The organism is Synechocystis sp. CACIAM 05 (genome assembly GCF_010222815.1).
Lineage (GTDB): Bacteria > Cyanobacteriota > Cyanobacteriia > Cyanobacteriales > Microcystaceae > Synechocystis.
Window position 1 is genome coordinate 1,088,407 of sequence record NZ_CP019225.1, and the last position, 22,625, is coordinate 1,111,031.

The following is a 22,625-nucleotide window of genomic DNA, read 5'->3' on the forward strand; positions in this document are numbered from 1 at the left end:
ACCTTTGGCACCATCCTGACCAGGTAAGCCACGCTCACCGCGATCGCCCTTGTCCCCCTTCTCACCTTTGGCACCATTTTGACCGGGTAAACCACGTTCACCGCGATCGCCCTTGTCCCCTTTCTCACCTTTTGGCCCTTTAAACTTGGGGTTATTGTCGATGTAAATCTTGATGTTTGGTTCAAGCCTGAGATACAGATTGGCTTCCAGCTTGGCGTAAATCAATGCGACAAACAGGGCAATATTGTTCTGTAGCCAAACCTCAATACTGGCCTGGAGTCTGACAAATAAATTAGCCTCCAGCTTGGCGTAAATCAATGCAACAAACAGGGCAATATTGTTCTGTAACCAAATTTGAATGCTGGCTTGAAGTTTGACAAGTAAATTGGCTTCCAGCTTTAAAAATAGATTGGCTTCTAACTTGGCATAAATAAAATTGGCAATTACGCTTAGGTTTGCCTCAAAATAAGCCTTCACCTGAAGGGCCACTTCCAAAGCAATCTGGGGCTTTAGCTCAATCTTCAGAGTGGGAAAGATTTTGGTAATAATTACCGGGATAGTTAGCCCTGCCCCCCCATCTTTTCCCGGTTTTCCCTGATCTCCTTTCGGGCCTGGCTTACCATCTTTGCCCGCTGGCCCCCTTGCCCCTGGAAAGCCAACAGGTCCGCGATCTCCTTTTGGACCCCGGTCCCCCTTGAGGCCCGTTCTCCCCATCCAACCCCGTGGCCCCTGTATTCCTTGCCTCCCTTCTGGACCCCGTTGACCTTGATCGCCTTTTAAACCTCTCTCCCCACGTTCACCTTTTGGCCCTTGTTTCCCTTCTGGGCCGCGCTCTCCTTTCTCGCCTTTCTCCCCGCGATCGCCCTTATCGCCTTTCTCCCCACGGTCACCTTTTGGGCCGCGCTCTCCTTTGCTTCCCAGCCCACCATCTTTTCCCGGCAAACCACGGTCGCCTTTTTCACCTTGAGGGCCAGCGGGGCCACGGTCACCTTTCGGGCCTTGGGGGGGACATTTAGCCATTATTTTCTAACCGTTTTTATTACTTTGCCATTTTTGTAACAGCATACAAAACTCCCACAGTCTAATTCGCAGTCCGTATCTGGAGGGCACCTGTCCGGCTCGCATTCTCCTTCAGGACAGCAAACAATTCGATATTCTGCGGGGCATCCTGGCAAACCACAAAGATATAGTTGGCTTCTTGTTTCAATCTTTGGCGGCCGTAGCTTTTCGTGGGGAATATCTGAAAATGCGTCGGGGCGATATTTCGTTTCTAATACCACATGAAAACAATTATTTTCTGCGGGGATTTTCTTAAAACAAGAGCTTTCAATTGGCCCACCAGGAGTTTGATTAGGGAGCAAGGTGTCATAATAATTTTCTTCCCCCATAACACAGCCCAGGTTTTCCACGGCGGGGCATTCTTCTAATCCTCCAATGTTGATGTATTCCATTCCCGTTTCTGTCCCTATTACTTTAAATCGTTTTGGAACTTCTTCTAAAGGAACAATGTTTAGACTGTAACTAACGTTGCGAATATCTCGATCTGTTTGTCCACTCCAATAAAAGTAAAATATTGATACTGAATCAACTCCGTTAGACCTCATGTGATACCCTCTCCAATATCCAGTTGCAAAAGTATTTTGCAAACTTGGATTTAAAGGGCCATACAAAATTCGGTTATATTCTTCATAATGATCTCTCCATATTCCTAATCTAGAATCAAAGTATTGACAAGAATTAGAGCCAGAGCAAAGATAAGGTATTGATAAAGATAAGTCGTCAGAACATTCTGTAGACAAGCTTTCTTGAGCTGTTACTGTGCCATTAGCTGAACCAGAATAGGTCAGCTTAAAGCCTAACGGCTCTTTGTAATAAATTCTTGCCTTACCAATGCAACAAGTCATGTCAAATATGTATCAAATTCAGGATTAAAATTGGATAAATACCTACACGCGTTAGCTGTAAATCGAAACGCATCCACATATTCGCAAAATTTTGAGGCTGTATTAGTTCCAATTCTAATATAATTTATATTGAAATTATTTAAGGGAAATGTAAACGTGTTTCCTATCTGTATCCCGTTTCTGAAAATCTTACATTGGCCGTTATTAGAGGCGACTGCAAGATGCACCCATTGGTTAGTAAATACGGCTTGATTCGTACTCCAGACCGTTCCGCTAGCAATCCATAAAGCCAATTGATTTGAATAGGCGGCAAATATAACTTCGTTGGCTGTCGAGGGTTTAAAACAGAAAATACTTTTGTTATCTGCCCACGAAGTAAAAAATACCCAAGCCTCAATTGTAAACGTATTCGTGCATGGTATACTAGTGCTGTTTGCGGAAAGGTAATTGCTTGAACTATTTGATAAAAAAGAACTTAATCCGTATTTTTGCTTTGTCTGCGTTATTTTTGCCGCCCCAAAATTACTGACAGTTAAATTAAGTGGAGATTCATCTAAGTAGTTAGTGCTTCCCTCTGCTCCTTCAAAATGTAGTAACAGAATCACTTGATTAGCAAAAGGATCTCCGTCATAAAAAAGTTTGTTTAAAGCCACATAATTCGCAAAAAATAGACAAGTATTGTTATAAATACTAAAAATAACTCCTCCTTTTTTCAGGGCAAGCCCTTCCCCTTCCAGTAATATCCCTTCATTTGTGTAATTTATGAAATCATTAAACCCTAGAAAAAAGCAATCAAAAAGAGATAAATTTATAAACTCTACCCGCTGGCCATTTTCAAGCAAAGAACAGTCAATTTTTGCTTTTTGGTTTCCTACATACAGATACGATCCGGGGATAATATTAATAAATCCGTCAACATTCAGGGCGGTTTCGTTAAGGATTGTGTATTCAGTAGATCCCCCACTACCAAGCCCTTCAGCCGGAATCCTAACCAAGGCCTTGGGGTCGTTTTCGTCCGTGCCCAACAGATAATTTCCTGGGGTCGGCTCCGTTACTATTGGCAACTGGTCTGCAAATCTACTCATAAAGTTTGTTTATTTCCTCCAGGCAGAACTCATAGGTGGGTCTGACCCCATCGCTAGTGTTGCGGTAGTGGACACCCACACTAAATGTACCGGATTTGATGCGAGTACGGAGCCAATCAGGATGGCGATTCAACTTTTTGGCCGCTTCATTGGTTGGTGTCCAGACTCGCTTGGTGTATTTCCTGGTCATGGCAGTTGCCTCCGTAGCCAGTAAATAAGGTTCATCAAGTCAGCGGGGGAACAATCAAAGATTGATTCCTTACCTACTAATTCTTTGGCTTTTTTTCGTAGGTCTTCAGTGGTTAACCCCAGCATTTCTTTATAGCCGTTTATTTCTTCTATCTGGCTTTCCCTGTGAGAATCATCCAGTATCCCCAGGGGGCTTTTCTCAGTTCTTCCGTTTGCCTCAGCCCCGTTGTTATTGGATGATATTTTTTCTTTTTGTTTTTTTTCGTGAAAAGCTGGGTTAGTATAAGACACCTGCCCATTTTTGTGGCTATCACTAGATTCCAGCCGTCTTATACTACTTTCTGGAGCCGTAGACGGGGGGGGAGCCGTAGACGGGGAGACTAAGACGGGCTGGGGTTCCAAGTCCACTATGCTTAACTCCTTGATTTCGGCTATAGTCGCCTCAGCGCTTAGCTTTCCGGTTTCTATGGCTTTCATTATTTCGGGTTTTACCCAGTAATTACCCCGTCTTGAAGTGCCATCGACTATTTCACGCCGTTGACCTAATTTTACCCATTTCTGGCTGGTAAGAATGTTTCGTATTCGGGAGGATTCCCGCTGGGTTATTTCCTTTTCTTTGAAGTCCAAAGCATTGGTTAAAATTTCGGTTATTGTTACCGTATTGCGATAGGAACAATACTGATCAACAATCGAAGCCCATTCGTCAGCAATTTCGTAACGTTTATTGCCGGTTTGTATGGCTTTTTCTTCATTGGCAAGCAAGTGCCATCTTTCCCCAGCATTAAAGGCCTGAACTGCCGCCGCCCAGAGGTTATCTCGCTCCCCTCTCAAAATTTCGTTGTTGACATAGCGATCGCCAATGTCCAACACCCAAAAACGCCTAGAACCAGTTGGATCATTTAAAAATTCAACCCCATTGACTGACCCGCCGATCGCAAATCCCCGCTTGTGGGGGGAAGCCTTGCGCCCGTATGGGGGGCGGATATTATCTGTGTCGGTGGTAATCCAGCCTTTTAAGGCGGCGGCCTGGGACTTACTGGTAATTTGCTCAAATTCCTGGCATTCAATAATCCAATATTGATGTTGCTTGAGCAGATTATCTTTGCCTCGAATATCATCAACGTCCCCACCGTAAAATGGGCCGCCCAAAATCTCAAAAAAGGTAGACTTACCATGGCCCGTTTCCCCATGGAGGAGCAAGGCCCCCTGCATCTTGCACCCAGGACGATTAACCCTGGCAACGGCCCCAATTAACCAACGTTTTAGGAGCAGATTAGAGAGGGAGTCAGTTAGTCCAAAGTAACGAGCGGCGGCGGTGTCCAGGTCAACGGGGGGAAGGTCGGCCACCGATTCCAGATAATCCTTGACCGGGTGATATTTGTTGGTTTGCGCGAAATAATTTACCCCACCAAAAAATATCTTTTCGCTCACTTCCACCGAATAGCGATCGCAAAACCACATATAAAACCAGTCAGGGTCGTCAAACTGCTTTCCATCTAGTTCAATTTCCAGGCTTAACAGGTTGTATTTGAGATTTTTATCCAGTTCAGTTTCCCTGAGAAAGTCTAAAAAATGGGCATTGTGGGTAATTTTTCTTACTTTCCTGATTTTCTTTTCGCCAAATTCCGCTAGGCTTATTCGATCTTCCACTAGCTGATGGAGTTCTTTTTCCCCATGGGCGGCGATCCAATCGTCTATCCCTTTGCCCTGGGCCGGTTCCCAATCCATTACAGAAACGCGGCAAGCTTCCTTGAGCAATAAATTCCCGGTTTCCAGAATGGCCCGGTTGACCATCTTTTGGGTTTTAAATTTGGGGTCTTGGTCAAAACAAAGAATAATTTCCCGCCCTGGCTGGGCCATGGCCATAATTTCAGGGATTAGATTTTTTTCTTCATCTAGCGTGCGATAACCGGAATTAACCCCCGGTAACGCTATGGCTGGATAACCAGCAGTAAGCAATGCCCCAGCTTTTTTTGCCCCTTCTGTGATGATTAGGGGAATGGTGGGGTTTGCCTGTAACCATTCCCAGAATTTCCCTGTCTTTCCTACTTCCCACAGTTCCGAAATTTTCTGATATTGAGCTTCCCCAATCTCTAGAAAGAAAGCCCTAGGGGTAGTGTTTGGTGGGTGTTCATATTTGATTGTTTTTCCGTCTTTTTCCTTTGGCTCTAGGGGCTTAAAACAGCCCCAGTCAGTACGAGAAAAGTTAGCCAAAGGATCAAGAGTTGAACAAAACCAACCACCAGAGTAAAGGTGATTATAACGCAGTAAATATTTCTGTCGTAATTGACCGGAATTTGTCCTGGCTTCCTGCCCCAGCGAATATAGGAGGGCTTCATAGGCATTGTTCCCTTCTAGAAAAGTTACATTTTTCTCGATAATTTCTTGGGCGACCTTTGATGCTTCCCACTCTAGAAAATAAGCAGGTTTTTCTGCTGGTTGTACTTGCTTTTTTGGTCTTGCCATAATATAATCAAGGGTATTAGATGACGTGTTCTGCTGTTACAAAACTCCTAAGTTTTTACTTCTTGCAATCTTGCCAACCCCCTTCCGCCAAAGGGGGTTTTTTCTTGGGGTTTGGATTTTTCGGGTTCATAAGAGAAAATGGGAGTATCCGGGGTGATCCGCCAAGAACAGCCCCGGAAGTAAAAGTCAAGTGTCGGAGAATCCGACACTATCATTTAAAATGAAAGATGATAGTAAGTCAACATCCAAGCAAACGAAAGATTTGGAAACCATTAGAAGGGAACTAGATTTAAACGTTCGCTCCTTTTGTGAGGCGATCGACTTGCACCACTCGACCTATTACGAGGGGAAAAAAACTGGTGTCAACCGTCTTACCCTTGATCAATGGAGTAAATTGACTGAGCTTTGGCTAAAATCCGGCAAGCCGATCGAACAGTTGATTGGCTGTGCTTGGCAAGATTCCCACCAAACCTCAGATCCGCGCCAATTGGAACGAGTAGCAGTCTAGCCCTTGACTTACAACCATTGACCGTCCCTAGAGGGCGGTTTTTTTGCGCCGGTGATAATTCCAGGGTGTCTTATACTAGCTTTGCACTAAGACGGGACTAAGACACCCCATAAGACGGGGCAAAGCCCTTGCTGTGTAATGGTTTCAAGAAATAAAAAAAATAGTGTCTTATCTAAAAAAAAGAATAAGACACAGACTAAGACGGGTTCAAAGCTTTACTACATAAGGGTTTTGGCTAGAGTGTCTTAGTCTCCCCAAGAATTTTTGCATTTTTTTATAATTGCCATGGCTAAGCATCCTTAGCGTAAAGTCAAAACTTGATGCTGTCTTTGTACCAAATGACCGAAAGATAAGGCTTTTCTGGTTGACCAAACTTGCGACGTTGCCGGTTCAGGGTGCGAATATGCCAGGCCCGAGCCTCGATAAAGATCCAAAGCGAAAAAAGTGTGATCAGAAAAATGCCCATGGTTAAACCTCCTTAACCCAAAAGTTTTTGTCCCCATCCCATAGCCAACCCTCGGGCCACTTATCGGGGTCTTTGGCCCATCGCTTCACCGTCGCCAAAGTTTTCCCCCAGTCCTGGGCCGCTTCCTCATGGGTACGCTGAATTTCCACCGCCAGGGGCAACGGTTGTTTCTGGATCATGATGGCCGGTTGCCCCGTTTTGGCGATCGCTGACTCTAGCTTGCTAACCCGTCGATCCAGAACACTTAGCCGCTGATCAATGTCTGGAAATTTCTCAGCGTCTAAAAGCTCTAAGACAAGTCTTTTGATACATTGACCCACTGATTCATCATCTTGGGCCCTTTTCTCCAATAGCTCCTCATATTTCTGAGGAATGTAGACATTCCAGTTCCCCACAGAAGCCTCCATAAGTGCCTTTTTCCTCAGGATAGCACTTGCAAAGCCAAAGCACTTTGTTAAGTTATTTTAAGGCAAGTGAAACCACTTGCATAATTCGAGTGGTCGTGTTAGGTTGATTGCATGGCAAGTGAAACCACTTGCTACAGCACCTAACCAAGTGAATATTATGTTGCAACCACTAAACGACGTGGCAGGGTTGGTAAACCTTGCTAAAGGCATCGTGGATCTAGTTGACTATGCCGAACGGATTGAGCATCAGCGGGTAATGGAACTTCGCTTTGATGACAACCTAGTTCGGTGTATTGAACAGCAAGTCAGGCTATATCAGTCAGGGCGATTGTCAAAAACGGGTTTGCTCCGGGCCATTGACTCCCTGTTACCTGAAGAAAGCCACGCGATCACCCGTCGATAAAGAAAACAAGCCCCCAAACCAGGGGGCCTACCAAATAACTAACCTAATTTTCCCATGATCACCATTTCCATCGCTACCCATTCCGATTGTGCCCTTGACACCTACAACCTGATCAAGCGCAAGCTTCACAAACAAGGCTACGTCAACGTTGAAAAACACTTGAAAATCGTGCCTTGGCGGTTTTCCTGGCTAGTCAAAGCTGACCAGGAAATTATCACTGCCCTAGGTTGGGAAATTTACACCGACCTAGACGCGATGATCGCCAACCAAAATGACATTTCCAAAGCTGTAGCCGTTTAAACGATTAAACCTTATCCCCCCTGGAAACCCAGGGGGCTTTGTCATGAAATTTATCCCTTTAGAAAATCCTGACCCAGCCATTTATCAGGATGAAGATTGGAACCTTTGGCGTTGTGGAGGAAAAACCGATGATGGTTACTTCATCATGTTTGAATGCGACGATGTGGGGCAATGGAATCCTCAAACCAGTTATGCAGAAGAATTTGCCCCCCATGAAATGGATCGCTTTGTCATCGTTAAAGCTATTCTGACCGCCTAAAATTAACCTAGGGGCCAGCTGTCCCCTTTAACCAGGAATAACCCGCCATGACTGAACAAGACCAACTAGCAAAAATCATTACCTTGGTGGAGTCTAATAATCAAAGGCTCGACAGTTTAGAGCACCAAATCAGAGAAAATCAGGAAAAGCTCAGGGAAGAAGTTAAACGCTGGGACGATCGCTTCTTTCAACTGGTCAAGGAACAGGGACAAACTTCCCGAACCATTATCATCGCCGCCGCCTCCGTCGTTGTCCTTAGCCCCGTCTTGGGAACCGTGGCCGAATTTGTGGCCCGGCTACTTGCCAACTAACTTTTAAGACTCCCATAAAACCTATCGGCAAAGGATTGTTTCTCGATCCAACGTTGGTAGGTTTTTCTGTGGACTTCCTCACTGTGGCCCATCAAGGCCGAGGCCAAATCGGTGGCCAATCCCTGCTCAAAGGCCCGCCTGGCCCAACAGTGCCGGATATTGTAGGGAGCCACGGCCAAGCCCAATCGCTTAAAGGCATGGGTAACCCGGTTTCCTAAAGCTTCATTGTCTCCATGGCAATCAGGCAAGGGCAGGGACGGATCTAACCTTTCCGCCCATTGGGGTAACAGCGGAAAAACAAAACGTTCCCGGTCAGTTTTACCCCGGTCAACGTATAGGGTTGGGTAATCAATCAGGTCACATCGGAAGCACTCATAATTCCGCAAACCATAGACAATCATCAGCCCTGCCACCGTTCCCCAGGGGTCAACGCCCTGGCATTCCCAAAAATCCAATAGCATGGAGTCAGGGGGCAAATTCCTTGGGTTAACCGGGGTCAGCGGTGAATACTTCCCCCGATATTCCGAAACGCAATCGGGCAACCCCGCAAACTTAAGCAGTTGGCCATAGGCCCCCACCAACCGCCGACGGGTGCGAGAATCCGCAGGGGAAGCCAGGGCGATCGCCTTCAACACTTCCCCATCCAACGGGGCCGCCCAATCCAATTTCTTAAAGCATTTGTCCAAATATTCCTTTTGCCAAGTTTTTGGATTGCCCCCCTTAGCCAAGTAATCAGCCCCCAGAGCCTCGATCCAATCCCCAAAGGTTGACTTTTCCGGGGCGCTATCGGAGAGCCAATCAGTCCAACGGAAGCGATCGCAATCCAAGGCGGCCCTAATTTCCAGGCAAAGGGCAAAGGCTCGGTCAATCCCCGCCGGGGTGGCCGTAATGCCGAGGGGTAATCTTTGCTGGGTTTTCCCTTCCCCATCTCTTTTAGGAAATTGTCCCCGCACCGACAACCAACCGCCCCGATCCTCCAAGTGTAAGTGAACCTTACCCGCCTTTAGCTTTTGGTTTGCCGCCTCTAGTTTTTTCATGGACTAAATATGGACTAAAATCGCACTGACATTTACTTACATTTCCCCACATTTACCGACGTTTACTTACATTTACAAAGCGCAACAATTCCGAAAACCAAGCGGGTTAAGGGTTTTGGTCAAAAAGTTTGCAACATAAAAATGGCTCGGGGCGGATTTGAACCGCCGACCTTGGGCTTATGAGTCCCCTGCTCTAACCAACTGAGCTACCAAGCCTTGTCTGTTTCTCCAACGGACAGTTAACAATAATACACTAAATTCCCAGCATCGCAAAATAATTTTCATGGCTTGTCGGGTACGGTAGCCAAAAGCTCGGGGGTTAGGGACACCTGGCTGAAATATTGCTTTTGGAATTGTTCTTCTGCAATTAAAGTTTCAATTTGGCGGACCAAAGCTTTCGGCCAAGCACTGCCTGAATTTAACGCTGGGCCGTACTCTTGGATTAGGACCAGAATTTGGCTAGCTAAGCCATGGCTAAAATCCCATTGTTTTTGCAAGCTGAGGGGAGAAAGTTGGGCCGTTTCCCGCCCATGCCATTGGGCTTCTAGTTCGGCCACTAAGCTACTGGGGCATTGGGGTAAGAAATGATAATCCAACACTAGGGGTTGCTGGGCGGCGATCGCCTGTTGGTAGGCCCGGCGCAATTCTGACCAACTGCTGGGACAGGTGCGGAGGACATGACCTTGGGGAGAAAGAGCCTGGTCTGGGGCATGGGGGGAACGGCGGTCAATTAAATTGGCACTAGTTTGACTAGGGGCAATTCCTTGGGGTTGATGTAAGCGGAAATCGATCAGGCGCACTTCATACTGCCGGTCGTAGGTGTTGAAGTCTAATTCCACCACCAGATCCAACGGTTCATTTTGGGGTAGTTCATCGGGATGGTGACCCCACCAAATCCCTGAGCATTGAATGGCCTGACCATCGCCATCGGTTTTGGGCGGATAGTCCTTCACACAAAAGCTGGTTTTTAGGTATGAAACTTTGTTGCCAGTGCGGTCTTTGATGTTGCGGAAATCAGTTATTTCCACCTGCACATTTTCCAGTAGTAATTTGGGGGCGGGGTTGCCCATGCCATAGGGTTCCAGCAAATTAAATTCCCGGAATAGGTCCTGTCCTAAATCCGCCACCGTCACTTGGAGATCCACTGCCAGAATGGGATCCAAGCTGATCTGGGCTCCGTAGCTTTGCCAAAACTGTTGGTTAACTGCTTCTATAAACAACGGCAATTTATCCAGCGGTAAGCTCAAACCGGCGGCAAAGGGATGACCCCCAAAGCCCAGTATTAAATGTCGTTGACTATGCAGTAGGGCATAAAGGTCAATGTTAGCCACAGAACGGGCTGAACCTTTAGCAATTTCCCCATCTTGAGTATTGAGCAAAATGGCCGGACGGCCACAGGTTTGGGCTACATGACTGGCGGCTAGGCCCAAAACCCCTGTAGGCCACTGGGGATCGGTGAGTACTACTACCCCGGTGGTGGATAGGTCAATGTTTTGGAGTCGTTGGTCAATTTCGGTAATGACAGATTTCTGTAATCCCTTGCGTCTACTGTTGAGGGTTTCCGCTTCGGCCGCCAATTGGTTACAAACTTTTGTGTCCCGACTGGTGAGTAGCTCTACTCCAAAGCTAGCATCCCCTTTAATGCGACTGATGGCGTTGATGCGGGGGCCAATACCAAAACCAATGTCCGTGGGCCGATCGCCATTGCGATTGCAAAGGTTAAGTAGGGCATGGATGCCAGGGCGGGTGGCAGTGGCTGGATCTTTTTGGGTACGGAGTTGGGCAATGCCCCGTTGGGCTAAGTAACGACAATCTCCTTGCAGGGTAACCAAATCAGCAATTAGACCGATCGCCACTAAATCTAGTAAATCCTCCAAGGGTTGTTGGGGCACTGTGGGATATTGGTCGTAGAGAGCTTCCACCAACTTAAAAGCCACTGCTACTCCGGAAAGGTTAAACAGGGGATGGTCATCGGCAAAGTAACGGGGGTTAATAATGGCCACCACCTCCGGGCGATCGTCTGGCAACGTATGGTGGTCGGTGACAATTACATCCATGCCCAACTGCTGGGCATAGACAATTTCGTCCAAATTTGTACTGCCAGTGTCGCAGGTGACAATTAACTTTGTACCCTGGGTTGCTAAGCGTTCTAGTCCCGGTCGGTTGAGGCCGTGGGACTCCCGTAAACGGTTAGGGATGGTGTAGGTCAACTGTCTATCCTGGGGAAAAAATTGCCCCAATCCTTCCCATAACACTGCAGTGGAAGTAATGCCGTCGGCATCGAAATCCCCCCAAATGGTGACTTTTTCCTTCTGGGCCATGGCCTGGCCCAACCTTTGCACAGCCCATTTCATTTCCTGGCCAAATTCCCAAGGGTTGGTGGGAGTATAACAATCCGGGGAAAGAAACCCACCCAACCGATCCGCTGACTGAATGCCCCTTTGCCATAGTAATTGGGCGGCAAATTGACCGCTGGATTGGCCACAATGGCGACGCACCTGTTCGACAAAAATAGCCGGGGGAGTAACAGGGGGAATTAACTGCCAACGAAATTGGGCCATGGTCAGAGAATTGGAAGGGATTCCATACTAACTTTTTTGTCTACTCGGAAGCACACTTACCATCCACTCCGGCAGAAACTTCCGTCAGACTAGCTCTATATTGGGGAAATTGACCCATAAGTTGCTCCAATCGACGGCTATCAAAATTTTCCAAAGCCTTGATAATGCTCTGACCATAGGTGTGTAAATCTTCCCAGCCATATTCGTTCCCCCAACTTAAAAGGCGATCGCCAAAGTTTCTTATTTGCCGGGAAATGAGGGTATGGCGTAATTTATTCCAAACATTAGTTTCTTCCTGTTCCAGCAGAGAAATCAATTGTTGTCGTTGGGCTTGGTCAATGAGGGGGACTGCCCTGGGGAAGCCTTGGCTAGGCCCGTTGTGGTTACCGAAGGAGTTGTTGTCAGGGGCCATATTCCCAACCCTAGTGGGCAAAAGTTTTTCCGTTGTATTGGCGGAAGACGAAGACATCGACCCTAGGCGATCGGTTAAATTTCCCCCATCACCATTGGCGAGGTCGGACTTGAGTGAATTTTCCACCAAACGTACCGCTGGAAAATGCAAAATAAACGTGCTTCCCTCCCCCAGCCGACTGGAAAGACTTATTTCTCCCCCTAATAATGCAGTCAAACGCCTAGTAATGGTCAAGCCCAAACCTGTGCCCCCATATTTGCGAGTGCTCTGGCCCTGACTTTGGGTGAAAACATCAAAAATCCTCGCTTGGTCTTCTGGAGCAATGCCGATGCCCGTGTCAGTGACTTCAATGGCTAGAGAAATATAGGTGCCCTGGGAACGGACTTGAATGTCTTCCACGCCAATGTAAATAAAAACCTGTCCCTCCTCCGTAAATTTAAGAGCATTACCCACTAAATTAAATAAAATTTGTCGCAGACGTACCGCATCAAAATAAATAGCTTGGTTTAAGGTTTCATCTATTTGGATAGTTAACAACAAACCCTTGCTTTCAGCTTTATAATCAAAAATTTGTTTGATTTCCCTAATTATTACCCTTAAATCTACTGGCTCTAGATGGATGACTAATTTGCCTGCTTCAATTTTAGAAATATCTAAAATGTCATCGATCAGTGCCAACAAAATCTTACTACTAGAGCCAATGGCATTGAGATATTTCTTGGTTTGTGATAAACTAAGATCTTTTTGTAAAAGTAAGTCGCAAAAACCCAAAATGGCATTCATTGGAGTCCGAATTTCATGGCTAATATTAGCTAAAAACTCACTCTTAACACGGTTGGCTAATTCGGCACTTTCCTTTGCTTCCCTCAACTTAATTTCAATGCGCTGACGTTCTTCGATTTCCCCCGCTAGTTGCTTATTAATCACAATTAAAGTGTGGGTTCTTTCCGCCACTCTCATTTCTAAGTTATCCTTGGCCTGCTTAATGATTTTAAACTGATTTTGCAAAGTAATCAGCATTTCATTAAAGTTTTCATTCAGAGTAATTACTTCGCTGACTTCACTACGGAGAGCAATGGGAGTTAAGCCTTGGTATTGCATTTTAGTGGGAATGTCAGTGGTGATTTTAGCTAAAGTTAATAATGGATTAGCTACCCGCTTACTCACACCAATGGCAACCACCAAACCTACTAGACTTAAAAATAATAGCAAGCCCAATTTTTGTACTGATTGAGCCTGTAGTTTTTCGATGCTTTCCCGAGCGGGCAAACCAAGCACTAATTGCCAATCATTAATTTTATCCAATGGCAAAATATGATAATAATAGGAGTCGCGCCAGCGGATGGTAGGATTAGCCGGTGTATCGGGATACCAATGGTAATTTGATGAGCCTAAATCGCGAGGTTCTCCCCCATCAAAAGGTTGATAGATTTCCAATGGTAATACATTAGCAATGGTGCTGGCTACCACTTGATTTTGCCCATTGATGAGGGTAATATTTAATTCCTCACTGACCCTATTTGCATATAGAAGTTCTTTCATTTTAGCCAGGTTTAAAGAAGCATTAATAAAGCCCTCAAAGCTATTGTTAGCTACTAGTGGAATAGTGATAGCCACATGGGGATGGACGTTCACATTGGTGCGGTGTAGTGGAGATACTTGTATTTGCGAGGGAATGGAAAAACCAGCTATTTTTTCTGCTTGAATCAGTCCTAGTCGTGATTCTCCCACTTCATTAAATTCAGGAGAACTGACAATAATTTGCCCCTGGCGATCGCCGACATAAATATTACTAAAGCCAGTAAAAGCTGTTTGTATGGTGTGGGTCATAAGGCTAAGGGCAGGTAGTTGCGCCCCATTACCCTGGTTGATTGCAGCTACTAAAGGTAAGGTTTCGGTGGCAAAAACCTCTGCTCCTTCCAGATGACTTTGATACCAATCCTCAACGGAATTTTGAATGGGTATGGATAAAGCTGTTAGTTCTTGGACTGTTTGCTTTTCCATTTGTACAAAAGCTTCTTGACCATTAACAACAGTGATAAAAAGGAGGGGAAAAAAGACAAATGCCACCAGCAAATTAAACAAAGTCTGCTCAAAAGACAGTTTTTTCCAGGGAAAAAAAGCTGGATTAGTCGAGGGGGAAAACTTCTGCTTCGACAAACCAAAACCAGTGATCAAAAAACTGGCAATTAAACTATTAAAAATGCCATTGGTAGCTTGCTTAAGGGTGATTAAACTGGTGGTAACCGAGGTCATATTTAAGCCCCAACGGTAAAAAATATAAACCAACGGTATGCCAATTAATAGCCAAAAGAGACTATTAATTAGGACTAAGTTTGTTTGCCGGCGGCGCAACATCAAGCCCACCACCAGGGCTTCCAGGATGATTATTAATATGCCGTAGCCATGGCGCCAAATGATCAGGGTGTGACTACCGGCGATCGCCGCACTAACTAGACCCCAGGGCAAGCCATAGCAAACCAAAACCAGTAAAGTGGCAATGCTGCCAAAAAGAAAATCAACTCCAAAAAATATATGTAACTTGAAATAGTTTCCCCCGTAACCCGCCAGCAAAAGGCAGGGCAAAAGCCAGTATTTTTGTAGGAGATCAAGAAATTTGCCCATGGGAAACCGGAGCTGAAATTAGGGAATAGAAGGGGCCCGTCGATAAAGAATTACCTCGTTCTCTTGATATTCTGGCGTAAAAGCTGAATCCTGACTCACCTGGTGGGCTAGGGCTTCCACTGTGCCCTGGGAATTTTCCCAACCAGCGTAGTTAGTCTGCAACAATACGGCATCAAAACGGTTCAGATCGAAGGGAGCTTCCGCTTCAATGGCTAATTCTAGGTCTGGTCGATGGCTCAGGTGGGCCGCCAGGTGGGGCGAAGTTAAAACCCGATCACCTGGTTGCACTAAGGACACTGCCGCTTGTAGGTTAGCCAATTGTCCCCAATGGTGCCAATACCGGCCGAAAAAATAAGTGTATTTCCCCAAAGCTAAAAAGGCGATCGCCGTCCAGAGAATAATCCACCGGGGCTTTTTTAACCAACTACTGCCCTGATACCAATGGGTCATCACCACTAGGAGCAAAAAGGGCAAAATTGGCAATGAATATTGATGAATTAAATCTTTTTGGGGCAGATAATCGGTGACCAAATTAACAAATAGGGCGGGAATGGCGGGGATAAACATAGCCCAAGCTTTGCCCCAAATTCCCCAAATAACCGGCGCAGTTAATAGCACCAAATAAAATAAATTATCCAGGGTGAACAACATCCCTAAAACGATTTGGGGTTTAAGAATTAAATTTAAAATAATTTCTGCAACGGAATCCCCCAGGAAACTATAGCGACCCACCGCCGCCGCTTCCTCTCCGCTAAAGGCAGGAATAATACCTTTGGTGGTAATGATAAACCAGGCAATGCCCGCCACGGTGGTAATGAGCCCCATTAACCTTTTTCTTTCCCAGATCAATAACCAAATGCCTAGCATAAATACGGTGAGGGAAAGTACTGCTTTGCTAGCCAAGATTGTGACTAAACTAATTAAGAAAATCCCCCACCTATTCGCCCTAGCGCTCCACACGGCCCAAAGCAGAGCAGGTACGGCGATTACTTCAGTGTGAAAGTCAAATAAATTGATGTTAAAAATTAGGGGATATAGGCCATAAACCAAGGCCATGGTTAAACTTTCTTTTTCCCCCAGTCCCGTTTGTTTTGCCAATTGCCAAGTGGGCCAAGCCCCTAAGGCTAAGGCGATCGCCTGGATGAAAAATAGCCAATAAACGGAGGGATAAATTTTGTAAAAAATGGCTATGGGATAAACCAAAAAGGCGGCGTGGTCCCCCAAAATATGGAAACCCCGAAAGGAAACCCGGGGATATTCCCCCTGACTGATCAGATAAATAGCCTGGTCAAAGAAACCCAAATCGAGAGCAGTGGATTGGAACAGCCAATGGCGCACCGTGGCACAGATGAAGAGAATGACTGCACCGATCGCCATCCCGACCAGCAAAGAACGGGGGGGCAAAAATCCTTCAGGCTTGCTCTGGCTTACTTCCATGGTGACTCAAGTACGGCTAAAAACGGGGCAAAATTTGCCAAAACTCCTCCAACATTAGCAAACCAAGGGCGTCCTGTTGCCCTATTCGGAAAGGCTGAGGGCTTAATTGCCATTGCGGACTGGGCAAACATGATCCTTGCAAGCTCTTTCAGTCCCCAGGCTAGGATGAAAGGGAGTTAGCAGTGAATTTTGGAACAGGTTAAGTATCCATGGCTGAGGTTGTCTGTTTTGGAGAAATGCTCTTCGACTGTTTGGCAGACCAGTTGGGAGTACCCTTGGAACAAGTTAAATCCTGGACTAACTACGCCGGTGGTGCCCCTGCCAATGTGGCCTGTGCCCTAGTCAAACAAGGTGTTAGCGCCGCTTTTGTTGGTCGTTTGGGGGCAGACCAGGCCGGACAAGAACTTAAAAATGTTCTACAGCAATGTCAAGTTAATACCGATGGGCTCCAAATCGATCCCCACCGGCCCACCCGTTTGGTTTATGTGACCCGGACAGGGGACGGCGATCGCCATTTTGCTGGGTTTGGGGAATATCACACCGGGGATTTTGCCGACACAGCGGTGCAGGGAGAAGCCATTCCCGAATCCCTATTTACCTCAGCTCAATATTTGGTGATGGGCACCATTGCCCTGGCCTATGCCCCCAGTCGGACTGCCACGGAGCGGTTAGTGGCATTGGCGAAAAAGCACCAGGTCAAAATATTTTTAGATGTCAACTGGCGATCAGTCTTTTGGGACGATGAAGCGCAGGCAAAGGAAAGAATTCCCACCCTGATTACCCATGCCCAAATTTTGAAATGTACCGACGAGGAAGCGGTCTGGCTGTTTGGTTACCAAGATCCGGTCACCATCCACAACAAATTTCCCCACCTCCAGGGGGTATTAGTCACCGCTGGGGACAAAGGTTGTGCCTATTCCCTGGGCAAAAACTATGGAGAAGTGCCTGCTTTTAGGGTCAATGTGCAGGATACCACCGGGGCGGGAGACAGTTTTGTGGCAGGATTTTTAGCCCAAGCCCTAATCCATGGGGACAAATTATTCACAGACGCTCACCTCAGTTGCCAGGCGGTGACCTATGCCAGTGCCATGGGAGCTTTCACTACTCTCCATCCTGGGGCGATCGCCAGATAGGAAAAAAGAGCAGAAGAAATGGCTCCGACCACCAACCCGGACAAGGGTTGGATGAGTTAGAAGTCTTGGCCCACAGCAATTCAGAAAATACTATCGTTGCGGCCAGCTAAAAAACACGCATTTTAGCCATCTCAGTCCATACTTTTGATGATTTTCTCGACCATAACCCTGATTTTGCCCGACGGGTTTTGGAATTAGAACATCGGCAGTTACAGCGGTTTGTGCGATCAATACAGCCCCTTTAGGCTAATCGATTGAACACTCCACCCCCATAACGCATCGGTCAACATCGGAAAAAGTATAGAATATGGTCAAAAATACGATTGTTAACGGTAAAATTCTAACCCTTTTCCGTAGTGACAATGAATCCTCTCCCATTACAGAAGGAAGCAGAGAAACGCTCGCCAAGGCTTAATTCCCCATTTAAGTCACTAATGCGAATCCATTGGTGGATGGCCCTTGCCTATCTAATAGTTTTTTGCACTGGAACTTTAATGGTTAACTTAGAAAGGGGACAATTTTTACGCAGTGAACTATACGACTTCCACAAATCCATCGGTATATTAACCATGGCATTATTAACCTGGCGAATTTTCACCCTCTTACAGGTCTGGTGGCGTAAATATACTAAACGTCCCCCAAAGTTATCTCCGGCTTGGTGGCGCACCTTTACTCTCCACCTGAGCCTATATGTATTTATGGGAGTGATCCCAATTTCTGGCTTTTTACTCTCAAATTCCTTTAAAGCCAATAATGTCAGATTTTTCTCCATCACATTGCCCGATATTTTTCCTCAAAACGAAGCCATGGTAGAAATTGGCCGTAATGCCCATTTTTGGTTAGCTTATACTTTTCTAATTTTTATCGTTATACATATGCTAACTTACCGGAAAGTAATCAGAGCTAATTGGCGACGGTGGGTCAACTTTATCGGTAAATTTCAACAGCAGACCTAATTTTTTTGTCTTAAGTCAATCAACCACAACTGGCATTATGTTCAACTTTTTTGTCAGACTGTCCGCCATTGGTGGCATGGGAGTAGGAACTGGGGTGGCCATAGTCAGTGGTGCTTGGAGTGTTCTGGATATGGTCCGCTTAAAAGAGGCCAATGCCCTGGTTCAACAGGAAGTTCGTCGATCTTCCCCCGCTAGGGCAGATTACCTTTACAGCCGGGAAATGACCCACCGCATTAATGTTTTTGCCGAAGGGGTATGGGCCCTGGGGGGCTGTATTTTGTACATCAACTCCTTGGCCCTACTGCGACAAACCGCAACAAATAACAAAGGCGATCATTCCCTTCATTCCCAGGAGAAGCTAACAGGTTGAAAATTGTTTCATTAATTCTCTACCTAACCTTTTTGCTCTTTCAATCATTCATCGATCAAGACGATTTTCGATTCCTTCACAGCCGCCGGGGATAGTTTTTCTGGTTAACGTTCCTCCCCAGGCACAGCAATAGCACCTCTGCTCCTCACTCATGTTCTTAGTCTTACTAAAATTGGCATTTTCCACCACTGCGCCCGTATATTCGCCGGTTTCGTAGTTGGGAATATGGTTGCGGCTGCGGGGACTAGCCTGGTCCCAGGTGCCGTAGAATAGCCTAGTTCCCTTGAGGTCAGCTCCATCAAGATTAGCCTCGTATAGCACCGTCCTGGATAGATTAGCTTTGACCAAATCCGCTTGGCTGAGGTTTGCCCGGATGAGGTAAATCTCGCTCAGATCCACCCAGCGCAGATCCTGGCCGACTAAATCCGCCGCCACTAGCATCACCCCCAGGTTGATTACCCTCAGGCCGTGAATGCGGTCCTCTTGGTAACCCCCCATGCCGTCAAAAATAGGACGACCGAGGTAATAGTCCCGCTTTAGGGGAGTGAGTAAGCGGGATTGGGAAAGAAAGCGGAGAATTTTTGCTTTACCACCGGAATCGACGCTGGCGAGGATTGCTGCTGTTCTACCTTCGGCAAAGGCCCGTTCCTGGGGCCAATCCTCCAACATGCCTTCATCACTTAAAGCTAGGTCTGAGATGCCCTGGAAATAGGCGTCAACGGTTTGTTGCTGGGTAATACGATTTTGCTGAATGGTCAAATCCTTGGAAATGACATATTGTTGCCAAGCCACGTACACAGCTAGGACAGCAATCATAATTTGCCCTAGGGCTCCCACCCATTCCGCCCAGGAACCAAATTCGTCGTATTTAAACTGATTGAGCCAATATTTGAGGGAACTGTAGACACCTAGATAGTGGGCTAGGGCACCGATCGCCAGGATAAAACCTAAACCCCCGAGTAGGGAACGCCGCTCTTGAACAGTGAGATAATGCTGTACCCAGGACTTGATGGTGGGGAGAATGACCTGGAGGGAAAACATCAGGGCCAATATCGCCGAAGTAAATCCCAACCAACGGGATTGGAAAATTAGACCCAGCCCGATGCCCACCACTGTAACCACTAGTAACCAGGGCATGGCCGGTTCAACGGACTCTTGAAATACCCATTGGGGCAAAGAACGACGGGGGGCAATGGTGTCCTCCGACCCTAGGACTGGAGGTAAATTGGACAACTCATTGGGCATGGCCAAAACTATTCAGGACAAGGGCAATTCCTAGGATTTTAATGGATACCAGCGGTGGTTATCCAAGGAGGCGATCGCCGTAAGCAGTTCTTTGGGCTGATGTACCAAAAAATCCGGCTCATATTCCTGCAAAATGGCCGGTGGACTAAATCCCCAGGCGACGGAAACCATCGTTAACTGACTTTTTTTAGCGGCGCTGATATCTCTAGTTTCATCTCCCACGTAAATTACCTCATCAGTTCCAAACTTATGCTCCTTCAACACCCGATTAATAATGCGGTTTTTGCCAAATAGGGTGGTGCCAGCTTTGACAAAAGCAAAAATATCTTCTAGACCATTGTTGTGTAAAAATGATAGTACGTTATCTTTGGAGTTGGAAGTGACAATGCCCAAAACGTAGCCCTTTTGGTTGAGCAGAGTTAATACTTCTTTAATGTCACCATAGGGTTTGAGGTCTTTGATTTCTTTGCCCAATTCTTTTTTGAAGCGCTTGAGAATAAAAGGAATTTTAAACGGAGAAATTTGGGAATATTTGATAATTTCGGCGGAGCTTAGTTTTTTTAGGCGGGCCAACTCTGTTTTATCCACCGCTGGGTAGCCAAACTCGTCTGCCAAGCGATTGACGATGGCAAAAAAAGCATCGTGGGTATCGGCAATGGTGCCGTCAAAATCGAACAATACAGCTTTAATGGCCATGGTGAGGAGGATGGGCCAAATAGTTGGTCAGTCCTTCATTGTAGATTAGCCTGGGCGTTCCGCCGTAACATAGCTGGTTTTATTCGCCTCAGGGCCGAAGCGGTGAACTGTTGCTGCCAATCAGCTTCGGTGATATTAGCCAAAGTTTCTAACTCTGGGTTGAGATTGCTCTGGTAGGGATGAAAATCCGCCACATCGGTGGGTTGGGCAAAACGCCGATTCCAGGGGCACACATCTTGGCAAATGTCGCACCCTGCCACCCAACCTTGCAAATTGTCGGCGATCGCCGTTGGTAGGGTTTCTGCCCGATTTTCAATGGTGTGGTAAGCAATGCATTTATTACTGTCCACCACGAAGGGTTCCACAATGGCCTGGGTAGGACAAGCTTCTAGGCAACGGGTGCAGGTGCCGCAATGTTGACTGTGGGGACGATCGCCGTTGAGGGGGATGTTAGTGACAATTTCCCCCAGAAATAGCCAACTGCCGTAGTCCCGACTGATCAAATTGCCGTTTTTTCCCACCCAACCAAGACCGGCCCGTTCCGCCCAAGCTTTGTCCTGGATGGGCCCCGTATCTACGTAATAACGGCTCTGTAAATCTGGCACCTGTTGTTCGAGCCAGAGATTAAGGGCTTTTAGCTTTTTAGTTAACACCCGATGGTAATCTCTTCCCCAGGCATAGCGGGAAATTTTGCCATGGGCGGGGTCTCCACTGCGCTGGTGGGGAGTGTAATAATTCAAACCCACCGCAATTACTGACCGGGCTGAGGGTAAAAGCTCCCGAATATTTTGCCGTTTGGGATTAGCCATCCAAGCCATATCGGCGTTATAGCCCAGGGCAATCCAACTCTGTAATCTTTGGGCGGCTTCATCATTCTCCGTTTCTGACACTGGAGCAATGCCCACCCGATGGAAACCGATCGCCAACGCTTGGGCTTTAATGCGTTCTTCTAGGGGAGATTGGAACAAGGGCAAAGGAAAAAATGAAGTTTGGGAGCTACAAATTAGCTTTATTAACCACTAACAACCAGACCAACTACTTAGCTTCCGTCAAAGGAGCCATGGCCCGCATCAAACTGGCCATCTCCAACGCATTCATGGCGTAGCCCCAACCGTGGTTACTCTTAATGCCTGCCCGTTCCAGGGCCTGTTGCATGGTGTCCGTGGTTAAAATGCCGAAAATTACCGGCACCCCGGTCTGGCTGGCGATCGCCGCAATGCCCTTGGCCGCTTCTCCGGCCACAAAATCAAAATGGGGAGTCTGTCCCCGGATCACCGCTCCTAAACAAATAATGGCATCATACTGTCCCGACACCGCCAACTTACGGGTTACCAGTGGTACCTCAAAACTACCAGGAACCCAAATGTAATCCACCTGGGTACCAGCGGGATCCACATCAATGCCATGACGTTTCAGGCAATCTTGGCAACCGGAAAGTAACTTTTCCGTTACTAGGTCATTGAAACGGGCAATTACAAGGGCAAAACGAAATGGCCGGGCCGGAGGAGTAAACGACCCTTCATAGACTGTCATGGTATAGTTCCCCAGATCGGGTTAGCGGTGAATCAAAGTTTTTAGGGGCTATCCCCCACAGCCCAGGCCATGGGGAAAATTACCGGGATATGGCCATCGCCACCCCTAGACGACCAGGAAGTTCAACAGGGCCACCACAATGACCAAAACGGCCCAAATGCCGGAACCTAAGTACAACAAAGGCTTAGAACGGTCCCAGTTTTGGGGAGAAGCATAGGCCACCGGCACTCCCACCACCATCACGAAGGAAAAAAGCACCAGGGCCGCCAACGCAATCTGAAAAACAATGGACATTTTAGAGTTTCTCCTTATAAATTGAGCA

23 protein-coding genes, 1 tRNA gene and 1 pseudogene are annotated in these 22,625 nt (G+C 46.7%); 8 read left to right on the plus strand and 17 right to left on the minus strand.

Annotated features, from left to right (window positions below; genetic code table 11):
- From BWK47_RS16825 to BWK47_RS05185, 5 genes and pseudogenes are all read right to left on the minus strand, one after another.
- A pseudogene (locus tag BWK47_RS16825) lies at nucleotides 1-1,020 on the minus strand (collagen-like protein); the annotation flags it as partial.
- Complete coding sequence (locus BWK47_RS05170; RefSeq protein WP_162327826.1) at nucleotides 1,020-1,904, minus strand: hypothetical protein; 885 nt, start codon at nucleotides 1,902-1,904, stop codon at nucleotides 1,020-1,022. The gene BWK47_RS05170 and the pseudogene BWK47_RS16825, both read right to left, overlap by 1 nt.
- Nucleotides 1,901-2,989, minus strand: coding sequence for a LamG domain-containing protein (locus BWK47_RS05175; protein ID WP_162327827.1), 1,089 nt, complete (start codon nucleotides 2,987-2,989; stop codon nucleotides 1,901-1,903). Before BWK47_RS05175 ends, BWK47_RS05170 begins: the two co-directional genes overlap by 4 nt.
- The gene (locus BWK47_RS05180; RefSeq protein ID WP_162327828.1) at nucleotides 2,982-3,179 is read right to left on the minus strand and encodes a hypothetical protein; all 198 of its coding nucleotides are present in this window, start codon (nucleotides 3,177-3,179) and stop codon (nucleotides 2,982-2,984) included. The genes BWK47_RS05175 and BWK47_RS05180 overlap by 8 nt, the downstream gene beginning before the upstream one ends.
- Nucleotides 3,176-5,644, minus strand: coding sequence for a VapE domain-containing protein (locus BWK47_RS05185; protein ID WP_162327829.1), 2,469 nt, complete (start codon nucleotides 5,642-5,644; stop codon nucleotides 3,176-3,178). The genes BWK47_RS05180 and BWK47_RS05185 overlap by 4 nt, the downstream gene beginning before the upstream one ends.
- 220 nt (nucleotides 5,645-5,864) lie before the next feature.
- On the opposite strand from BWK47_RS05185, the gene BWK47_RS05190 reads away from it, so the two are divergent.
- Nucleotides 5,865-6,152: a hypothetical protein gene (locus tag BWK47_RS05190; RefSeq protein ID WP_204250470.1), complete on the plus strand. Its 288-nt coding sequence runs from the start codon at nucleotides 5,865-5,867 to the stop codon at nucleotides 6,150-6,152.
- 310 nt (nucleotides 6,153-6,462) lie between these two features.
- On the opposite strand, the gene BWK47_RS16830 is transcribed toward BWK47_RS05190, so the two are convergent.
- Both BWK47_RS16830 and BWK47_RS05195 read right to left on the minus strand, forming a co-directional pair.
- Nucleotides 6,463-6,618: a hypothetical protein gene (locus BWK47_RS16830; RefSeq protein ID WP_204250471.1), complete on the minus strand. Its 156-nt coding sequence runs from the start codon at nucleotides 6,616-6,618 to the stop codon at nucleotides 6,463-6,465.
- Nucleotides 6,619-6,620: 2 nt separating this feature from the next.
- Nucleotides 6,621-7,025, minus strand: a complete 405-nt coding sequence (locus BWK47_RS05195) for a hypothetical protein (protein WP_162327831.1) — start codon at nucleotides 7,023-7,025, stop codon at nucleotides 6,621-6,623.
- A 157-nt stretch (nucleotides 7,026-7,182) separates the two neighbouring features.
- Here BWK47_RS05195 and BWK47_RS05200 point away from each other — a divergent pair, with 157 nt between their 5' ends.
- From BWK47_RS05200 to BWK47_RS05215, 4 genes are read left to right on the plus strand one after another with little or no spacing between them, the layout of a single operon-like run.
- The gene (locus BWK47_RS05200; protein ID WP_162327832.1) at nucleotides 7,183-7,428 is read left to right on the plus strand and encodes a hypothetical protein; all 246 of its coding nucleotides are present in this window, start codon (nucleotides 7,183-7,185) and stop codon (nucleotides 7,426-7,428) included.
- Nucleotides 7,429-7,482: 54 nt separating this feature from the next.
- Nucleotides 7,483-7,728, plus strand: a complete 246-nt coding sequence (locus tag BWK47_RS05205) for a hypothetical protein (protein WP_162327833.1) — start codon at nucleotides 7,483-7,485, stop codon at nucleotides 7,726-7,728.
- 43 nt (nucleotides 7,729-7,771) lie between these two features.
- Nucleotides 7,772-7,987, plus strand: coding sequence for a hypothetical protein (locus tag BWK47_RS05210; RefSeq protein WP_162327834.1), 216 nt, complete (start codon nucleotides 7,772-7,774; stop codon nucleotides 7,985-7,987).
- Between the two features lie 47 nt (nucleotides 7,988-8,034).
- On the plus strand, nucleotides 8,035-8,298 hold the full coding sequence (locus tag BWK47_RS05215) for a hypothetical protein (RefSeq protein WP_038529935.1): 264 nt from the start codon (nucleotides 8,035-8,037) through the stop codon (nucleotides 8,296-8,298).
- Here the strand turns inward: BWK47_RS05215 and BWK47_RS05220 are convergent.
- From BWK47_RS05220 to BWK47_RS05240, 5 genes are all read right to left on the minus strand, one after another.
- Complete coding sequence (locus tag BWK47_RS05220) at nucleotides 8,295-9,335, minus strand: hypothetical protein (protein ID WP_162327835.1); 1,041 nt, start codon at nucleotides 9,333-9,335, stop codon at nucleotides 8,295-8,297. The genes BWK47_RS05215 and BWK47_RS05220 overlap by 4 nt on opposite strands.
- Before the next feature lie 142 nt (nucleotides 9,336-9,477).
- A tRNA-Met gene (locus tag BWK47_RS05225) sits at nucleotides 9,478-9,551 on the minus strand.
- 65 nt (nucleotides 9,552-9,616) lie between these two features.
- Nucleotides 9,617-11,896 (minus strand): single-stranded-DNA-specific exonuclease RecJ, encoded by a 2,280-nt coding sequence (gene recJ / locus BWK47_RS05230; RefSeq protein WP_162327836.1) that lies wholly within the window; start codon nucleotides 11,894-11,896, stop codon nucleotides 9,617-9,619.
- A 40-nt stretch (nucleotides 11,897-11,936) separates the two neighbouring features.
- The gene (locus BWK47_RS05235) at nucleotides 11,937-14,933 is read right to left on the minus strand and encodes an ATP-binding protein (protein WP_162327837.1); all 2,997 of its coding nucleotides are present in this window, start codon (nucleotides 14,931-14,933) and stop codon (nucleotides 11,937-11,939) included.
- 18 nt (nucleotides 14,934-14,951) lie between these two features.
- Nucleotides 14,952-16,370 (minus strand): DUF2079 domain-containing protein, encoded by a 1,419-nt coding sequence (locus BWK47_RS05240; RefSeq protein WP_162327838.1) that lies wholly within the window; start codon nucleotides 16,368-16,370, stop codon nucleotides 14,952-14,954.
- A gap of 209 nt (nucleotides 16,371-16,579) precedes the next feature.
- Here BWK47_RS05240 and BWK47_RS05245 point away from each other — a divergent pair, with 209 nt between their 5' ends.
- The 3 genes from BWK47_RS05245 to BWK47_RS05260 all read left to right on the plus strand — a co-directional run bounded on the left by BWK47_RS05245 (nucleotide 16,580) and on the right by BWK47_RS05260 (nucleotide 18,829).
- Nucleotides 16,580-17,503, plus strand: a complete 924-nt coding sequence (locus BWK47_RS05245) for a carbohydrate kinase family protein (RefSeq protein ID WP_162327839.1) — start codon at nucleotides 16,580-16,582, stop codon at nucleotides 17,501-17,503.
- Nucleotides 17,504-17,937: 434 nt separating this feature from the next.
- Nucleotides 17,938-18,459 carry a cytochrome b gene (locus BWK47_RS05255; protein WP_257793046.1) on the plus strand — a complete coding sequence of 174 codons (522 nt, stop codon included), beginning with the start codon at nucleotides 17,938-17,940 and terminating at the stop codon, nucleotides 18,457-18,459.
- 37 nt (nucleotides 18,460-18,496) lie between these two features.
- Complete coding sequence (locus BWK47_RS05260) at nucleotides 18,497-18,829, plus strand: hypothetical protein (RefSeq protein ID WP_162327841.1); 333 nt, start codon at nucleotides 18,497-18,499, stop codon at nucleotides 18,827-18,829.
- Nucleotides 18,830-18,877: 48 nt separating this feature from the next.
- Here the strand turns inward: BWK47_RS05260 and BWK47_RS05265 are convergent, their stop codons facing one another.
- From BWK47_RS05265 to psbZ, 5 genes are all read right to left on the minus strand, one after another.
- Complete coding sequence (locus BWK47_RS05265; RefSeq protein WP_162327842.1) at nucleotides 18,878-20,074, minus strand: pentapeptide repeat-containing protein; 1,197 nt, start codon at nucleotides 20,072-20,074, stop codon at nucleotides 18,878-18,880.
- A gap of 30 nt (nucleotides 20,075-20,104) precedes the next feature.
- Nucleotides 20,105-20,770, minus strand: a complete 666-nt coding sequence (locus BWK47_RS05270; RefSeq protein ID WP_162327843.1) for an HAD-IA family hydrolase — start codon at nucleotides 20,768-20,770, stop codon at nucleotides 20,105-20,107.
- A 35-nt stretch (nucleotides 20,771-20,805) separates the two neighbouring features.
- Entirely contained in the window at nucleotides 20,806-21,711 is a 906-nt protein-coding gene (gene queG / locus BWK47_RS05275; RefSeq protein WP_162329618.1) for a tRNA epoxyqueuosine(34) reductase QueG, read from the minus strand.
- Between the two features lie 94 nt (nucleotides 21,712-21,805).
- The gene (gene ribH / locus BWK47_RS05280; RefSeq protein ID WP_162327844.1) at nucleotides 21,806-22,303 is read right to left on the minus strand and encodes a 6,7-dimethyl-8-ribityllumazine synthase; all 498 of its coding nucleotides are present in this window, start codon (nucleotides 22,301-22,303) and stop codon (nucleotides 21,806-21,808) included.
- Nucleotides 22,304-22,408: 105 nt separating this feature from the next.
- Nucleotides 22,409-22,597, minus strand: coding sequence for a photosystem II reaction center protein PsbZ (gene psbZ, locus BWK47_RS05285; protein ID WP_162327845.1), 189 nt, complete (start codon nucleotides 22,595-22,597; stop codon nucleotides 22,409-22,411).
- Nucleotides 22,598-22,625: the final 28 nt, after the last annotated feature.